We start from the raw sequence: 5,630 nt of genomic DNA on the forward strand, positions 1-5,630 counted from the left end.
ATGATACGGCGACCACCGTGATCTTCACAGAGCTCTAGTCGTCGGCTGCGTCTGTTGTTTTTTAGCGATTGGCCGCAGGCTGGCACTGGGCGTGCGCAGCGCGCGGTTCACGGTGATTTCGGTTTCGCGGTAGATCTCGGCCACTTCCTCCGGCGCGCCGTAGCTGCCGGCCACGTCGGCGATCACTTCGGCCTCGCTGCGACCCGGCTGGGCCGCCAGTTCCGAACGCAGGTATTCCTCGGCGTCGTACAGCGCGTCCTGCACCATCGCCGGATCGGCGTCGTGCAGCGCGGCGCGCAGTTGCGCCAGGTACTCGCCGATCGTGGTGGGCAGGCCCCGGCCCGTCATGCTCTGTTCGTTCATTGCAGTACCCCTTCCAGCACGGAATCAACGGAATCTCGGGTGGCACGCCAGGCCTGGCTCCATTGCTCCAGCACCTCGCGGCCGCGTTCATTGATGCGGTAATAGCGTCGCGGTGGCCCGGCCACCGACGGTTCAATCTGGCTCTCCAGCAGGCCGGCCGCCTCCAGGTTGCGCAGCACCGGGTACAGCGCGCTCTGCTTGCCGCTCAGCACGCCCTGCCCGACCCGTTCCAGCTCCTTGGCGATCAGGTAGCCGTACAGGGGTTCCCCGGTCCGGGCCAGCACCGCCAGCAGGGCCAGCGACACGGTGCCGGCACTGAGCTCCTTCTGGAACTTCTTCAGGTGGACCTCGTGGTCGCTCATGACGATCTCCAGCTAGCGTGGAGTCAACACTAGTGTGAAGTTGGGTATAGCGAACGTGCCGTTAGTCACCCTGCCATCCAGGTGACGCGTGGTCGACGGGACGTTTCTGCGCCAGAATCGGGCCAACTTCCTGCAAGGGTCCACCATGTCGCCACGCCGTCCCGCTTTGCTTGCGCTTGCCCTCTCCTGCCTGCTGCCGGGCCTGGCCACTGCGGCCATGCCCTATCGCAACGCGCAGCAGATCCTGGAGGCCTCGCCGGACGCCGACTGGCGCACGCCGGATCCGGCCAACCTGCTGCTGATGAACCTGGATGCCGGGCAGGTGGTGATCGAGCTGGCGCCGGCGTTCGCGCCGCAGCACGTGGCCAACATCCAGACCTTGGCCCATGAGCATTTCTGGGACGGCGAAAGCATCTACCGCGCGCAGGACAATTTCGTGGTGCAGTTCGGCGATGCCGATGCCGACGATGCGGCCAAGGCCAAGCCGCTGGGCTCGGCCAAGCGCAAGCTGCCGGCCGAGTTCCAGCGCGACAGCAAAGGATTGAAGGTGAGCGTGCTGCCCGATCGCGACGGCTGGGCCGACCAGACCGGTTTCGTCGACGGCTTCGCGGTGGGCCAGGACCGGCAGGACGGCACGACCTGGCTGGCGCACTGCTACGGCGCGTTGGGTGCCGGCCGCAACAACGAGGAAGACAGCAGCATCGGCGCCGAGCTGTACGTGGTCACGGGCCAGTCGCCGCGCCAGCTGGACCGCAACATCACGGTGGTGGGCCGTGTGCTGAAGGGCATGGAACTGCTCAGCGCACTGCCGCGGGGCCCCGCCCCGATGGGTTTCTACGCCGACGCTTCGCAGCGCACCGCGATCCGCTCCATCCAGCGCGTGAGCGACCTGCCGGAAGCGCAGCGACCGACACTGCAGGTGCTGCGCACCGATTCGAAGACCTTCGCCGATACGGTCGAAGCGCGCCGCAACCGCGTCGACGACTTCTACAAGCGCGCCGCCGGGCACATCGACCTGTGCAACATCCCGGTGCCGGTGCGGTGAGGGCTGCCGCGTCGCCTCAGCGTTTCTGGCTGGCGGCGACGCTGCCGAGGATCAACGCGCCGGCGACCAGCATCGCGACGGTGACCGGTTCGCCCAGGAACAGCCAGGCGAACAGGGCGCCGAACATCGGCACCAGGTAGGTCACCGTGGACGCCCGGGCCGGGCCGATGCGCGCGATCAGGCGGTAGAACATCAGGAACGCCAGACCGGTGCAGACCACGCCCAGGGCGATCGCACACGCCCAGGACAACACGGGGATCGGGGCCTCCGGCCAGTGCGTCACTGCCATCGGCAACATCACCAGCGCCGCACTGCCCAGCGTAGCGCCGGCGGATGCCGCCGGTGGCAGCCCGGCCATGTGGCGCTTCACCAGGTTCACCCCCAGCCCGTACAGCAGCGCCGCCAGCGACCCCGCGATCACCGCGGTGCCGATGCTCAACCCCGACACCTTGGCGGTGGCCAGCACTACCACGCCGGTAAACCCCACCAACAGCGCGATCGCCCGGCGCAGGCCGATTTTCTCGCCGAAGAACAGGAACGCGATCATCGCCGCGAACAGCACCGTCATCGCATTGCAGATCGCCCCGATCGCCGCCGGCGCACGCTGCGCGGCCCACGCGAACAACACGAACGGAATGGCCGAATTGATCAGGCCGATCGGCACCAGCCAGCGCCAGCGCCGGGCCGGGAACTGCGCACGCGCTGTCCACAGGAACGGCAACAGCACCAGCGCCCCCAGCAGCAGCCGCACCTCCACCAGCGCATAGGGGCCGAACGACGGCACCGCCACCCGCATGAACAGGAACGAGCAGCCCCAGATCGCGCCCAGCAGGGTCAGTTCCAGTGGCGTGCGCCAGTCGCGGCTGCGCGCGGACGCGGCCAGGTCCGCGCTCACGTCCGGCCCCCGGGCGCGGCCACGGGGCGATCCGACGGCATCAGGACGGGCAGCAACATGGCGAGGGCTCCAGGGGAAGAGGTACAGGATCCGCCCGCGTCCCAGGCCCCGCAAGCGCGTAGTATCGGTGCCAGCCACAAATCAGATTTGGGTCTTGCCGATGATCCTGCGCCCTGCCCTGCTGCCTGCGCTGGGCGTATTCGCGGTGGCCGCCCGCCACCAGAACTTCGCCCATGCCGCCGAAGAGCTGCACCTGACCGCCAGTGCGGTCAGCCACCACGTGCGCCGGCTCGAATCGCTGCTCGGCACCGTGCTGTTCCAGCGCCAGGCACGCGGCGTGCGGCTCACTGCCGAAGGCCGGCAATTGGCCGACGCCGCCGCCGCCGCGCTGAGCGACCTCAACGCCGTCGCCGGCAACCTGCACCCGCAGGCCGACATCGTGCCGCTGCGGGTCACCACGCTGCGCTCGCTGTCTTATTGCTGGCTGGTGCCGCGGTTGCCGCGCTTTACCCGGCAGCACCTACGCATGCGCATCGAACTGCAGACCAGCAGCGAACTGCTGCGCTTCGACGAGAACGGACCGGAACTCGGCATCCGCTACGGCCTCGGCCAGTGGCCCGGGCTCACCGCACACCACCTCATGGACGACGAACTGTGTCCGGTCGCCTCGCCGGCCCTGCCCGGCGTTTCCGCGCTGCGCGAGCCGGCGCAGATTGCCGCCCTGCCCCTGGTCAGCGACATGTCGCCTCAGGGCTGGCGCGACTGGTTCCGGGCCGCCGGCGTGCGTGGGCTGGACCTGACCGCGCAGCACACCTTCAGCGACAGCACCGATGCGATGCGCGCGGCGGTATACGGCATCGGCGCGGTGCTGGCACGCAAGCACATCGCCCAGCCCTACCTGCAGCGCTACGAGCTGGTGCGCCTGCCTGGTCCGGCCTTGAAGGCGCGCTATGCGTACTACATCGTGCACGCCGAACACCGGCCGCTCAGCCCGACGGCGGTGGCGTTCATGGACTGGTTGAAGCGCGAGGCACAGGATGAACGCACGCCCGTGCCCGCATTGCCGGATGAACTGATGGGGATTGCGCGGGGTTGAGGGCGCACGACCAACGGTCGTGCGCTACCGGTGTGGTGCGCGAACCGGGGTTGCTGGTTGACCGGCGTCGTCACCTCGTCTTGTCCGCGGTCTGGCTAGGCTGGAATTCCCTTCTCCAGAGACGTCCCCATGGCCACGTTGCGAATCAGGATCACCGGCAGCGAAGACGATGCGCGCGCCATCAGCAACCTGCTGCAGAGCGTGGAGGGCATCGAGCATGTCGAGGAAACCGACGATCTGATGCCGCACATGGATGACGACGATTCCAGCTCGGCAGGCCTGTCCGACGATATCGGTCCCGGCACGCATGAACTGGAAGTCGAAGTGGGCAATGAAGCCACCGCGCAGAAGGTGCGTGACGCGGTGCAGGAACTTGCATTGGAACTGGACGTGTTCGTCGAGTACGAGCACGACGAGGGTTGACGGTACACGGCGCACCACCAACGGTGGCGCGCTACCGGGTGGCTGACCCGTTTACCGGTAGGTATGCACCGTTGGTGCATATGCTCTACGCGCCAGGCAACGTCCGGCGCCGCCGCCACAGCTTCAGCCCGATCCAGCCTGCCAGCCACGCCACCAGCGCCACCGGCAGCAGCGCCGCTACCGCGCGGATCACGAACGCCACGCTGGTGGTCAACGTCGCGCCGAAATCGCGCAGCGCTTCACCGATCTCACTGCGGCTGCGCTGGCCGGCGGGCGACTGGAAGCGCAGGGTCAGCAGCTGCGTGTCGATCCGGCGGCGCTGGTTGGCGGCGTCCTTGTTGGCCTGCTCCAGGCCCGCTTCGATCTCCGACAGGCGCTGGGTCACCACCAGCAGGTCGGCGATCTTGATGGTTTTGTCTTCCTGGTACGCCAGCAGGCGCTCGTGTTCCTTCTGCAGCCGCGCCTTGGTCAACGCGGTGTCTGCGACCTGCTGGGCCAGGTCTTCGGCCTGGGTGTTGCGCGAGGCGACATCGCCGCCTTCACCGGCCAGCCCGATCAACGGCTCGACCCCCTTCGGCGCAATCCGCACGCGGATCGATCCGGAGGGATACTCGCCGCCCTGCTGGCCGACCTGCAGCACCGCGCAGTCGCCAAAACGGCTGGCCTGGCAGGCGTCGGCAATGCGCTTGACCCGCGCGCCGATCTGCGACGCTTCCAGCTGGATCTCCACGTCGTGCTCGTACGCCAGTGACGCCCCCTCCGGCGAAGCCACCGCGCCCGCCGCGCCGGCGCTGGCCGCCGCATGTTCCCTGTTGCTGCACCCGGCCAGCGCCAGTACCAGCAGCATCCCTGCCCCGGCAGCGCCGCGCTGCCAGCTCGTCCCTGTCATCACATTTTTGCTCCATCAAAGTGGGTGATCGTCAGCGTTTCCAGCTCCAGATCCGGCAGGCAACGGACGTTCACCGCGGCCATCGCCTGGTTGCTACGAGGGTCTACGCCCTCACTGAACGGGGCGATGCCACAGTTCGCGCAGTAATGGTGGGACAGGTGGTGGCGGGCGAACTGGTAGGTGGCCAGCTGCGCGGGGTCCGTGTTCAGCTGCAACGCCGCACGCGGCGCGAACCACAGCAGGCCACCGCGCCGGCGGCACAACGAGCAGTTGCAGTCCATCACCTCGGTGATCGGCGCATCCGCCTCCAGCGTGAATGCAATGTTTCCACAGTGACAGCTTCCCTGGTACTGCATGGCACCACCCCGCCGGCCTGGAAAGCGCCATGGTAATCCAATGGCACGGGTGCCGGCGCTGCCCGGCGCCTATGCTGGGGGATTGTCCACAGCACAGGATCGCCGATGCGCCAGCATCTTCTTGCCCTCGCCCTGATCGCCGCCCTCGGCGGTTGCCAGCAGGCCGACGCCCCCACCGCCCCGGCGGGCACCGCCGCGACC

General features: G+C 68.1%; 7 protein-coding genes and 1 pseudogene. 3 read left to right on the forward strand and 5 right to left on the reverse strand.

Annotated features, from left to right (window positions below):
- Positions 1-87 precede the first annotated feature (87 nt).
- Positions 88-363 (reverse strand): annotated as a pseudogene (locus tag RWO33_RS18780) (hypothetical protein); the annotation flags it as partial.
- Positions 360-725: a PadR family transcriptional regulator gene (locus RWO33_RS18785; protein WP_145478163.1), complete on the reverse strand. Its 366-nt coding sequence runs from the start codon at positions 723-725 to the stop codon at positions 360-362. The pseudogene RWO33_RS18780 and the gene RWO33_RS18785, both read right to left, overlap by 4 nt.
- Before the next feature lie 145 nt (positions 726-870).
- On the opposite strand from RWO33_RS18785, the gene RWO33_RS18790 reads away from it, so the two are divergent.
- Positions 871-1,770 (forward strand): peptidylprolyl isomerase, encoded by a 900-nt coding sequence (locus tag RWO33_RS18790; RefSeq protein WP_314106788.1) that lies wholly within the window; start codon positions 871-873, stop codon positions 1,768-1,770.
- A gap of 16 nt (positions 1,771-1,786) precedes the next feature.
- On the opposite strand, the gene RWO33_RS18795 is transcribed toward RWO33_RS18790, so the two are convergent.
- Positions 1,787-2,665 carry a DMT family transporter gene (locus RWO33_RS18795; protein WP_314106790.1) on the reverse strand — a complete coding sequence of 293 codons (879 nt, stop codon included), beginning with the start codon at positions 2,663-2,665 and terminating at the stop codon, positions 1,787-1,789.
- Between the two features lie 160 nt (positions 2,666-2,825).
- Here RWO33_RS18795 and RWO33_RS18800 point away from each other — a divergent pair, with 160 nt between their 5' ends.
- Both RWO33_RS18800 and RWO33_RS18805 read left to right on the forward strand, forming a co-directional pair.
- Positions 2,826-3,761, forward strand: a complete 936-nt coding sequence (locus RWO33_RS18800) for a LysR substrate-binding domain-containing protein (RefSeq protein WP_314106792.1) — start codon at positions 2,826-2,828, stop codon at positions 3,759-3,761.
- Positions 3,762-3,890: 129 nt separating this feature from the next.
- A complete protein-coding gene (locus tag RWO33_RS18805; protein WP_145478166.1) occupies positions 3,891-4,184 on the forward strand; it encodes a hypothetical protein in 294 nt (97 codons plus the stop codon).
- Between the two features lie 85 nt (positions 4,185-4,269).
- Here RWO33_RS18805 and RWO33_RS18810 read toward each other — a convergent pair whose 3' ends face one another.
- Both RWO33_RS18810 and RWO33_RS18815 read right to left on the reverse strand, forming a co-directional pair.
- On the reverse strand, positions 4,270-5,073 hold the full coding sequence (locus tag RWO33_RS18810) for a DUF4349 domain-containing protein (RefSeq protein WP_314106795.1): 804 nt from the start codon (positions 5,071-5,073) through the stop codon (positions 4,270-4,272).
- Positions 5,073-5,429 carry a GFA family protein gene (locus RWO33_RS18815; protein WP_314106798.1) on the reverse strand — a complete coding sequence of 119 codons (357 nt, stop codon included), beginning with the start codon at positions 5,427-5,429 and terminating at the stop codon, positions 5,073-5,075. The genes RWO33_RS18810 and RWO33_RS18815 overlap by 1 nt, the downstream gene beginning before the upstream one ends.
- Positions 5,430-5,630 lie beyond the last annotated feature (201 nt).

Origin of the sequence: uncultured Stenotrophomonas sp., from assembly GCF_963519925.1 — a bacterium.
GTDB classification, from domain to species: Bacteria; Pseudomonadota; Gammaproteobacteria; order Xanthomonadales; family Xanthomonadaceae; genus Stenotrophomonas; species Stenotrophomonas maltophilia_AE.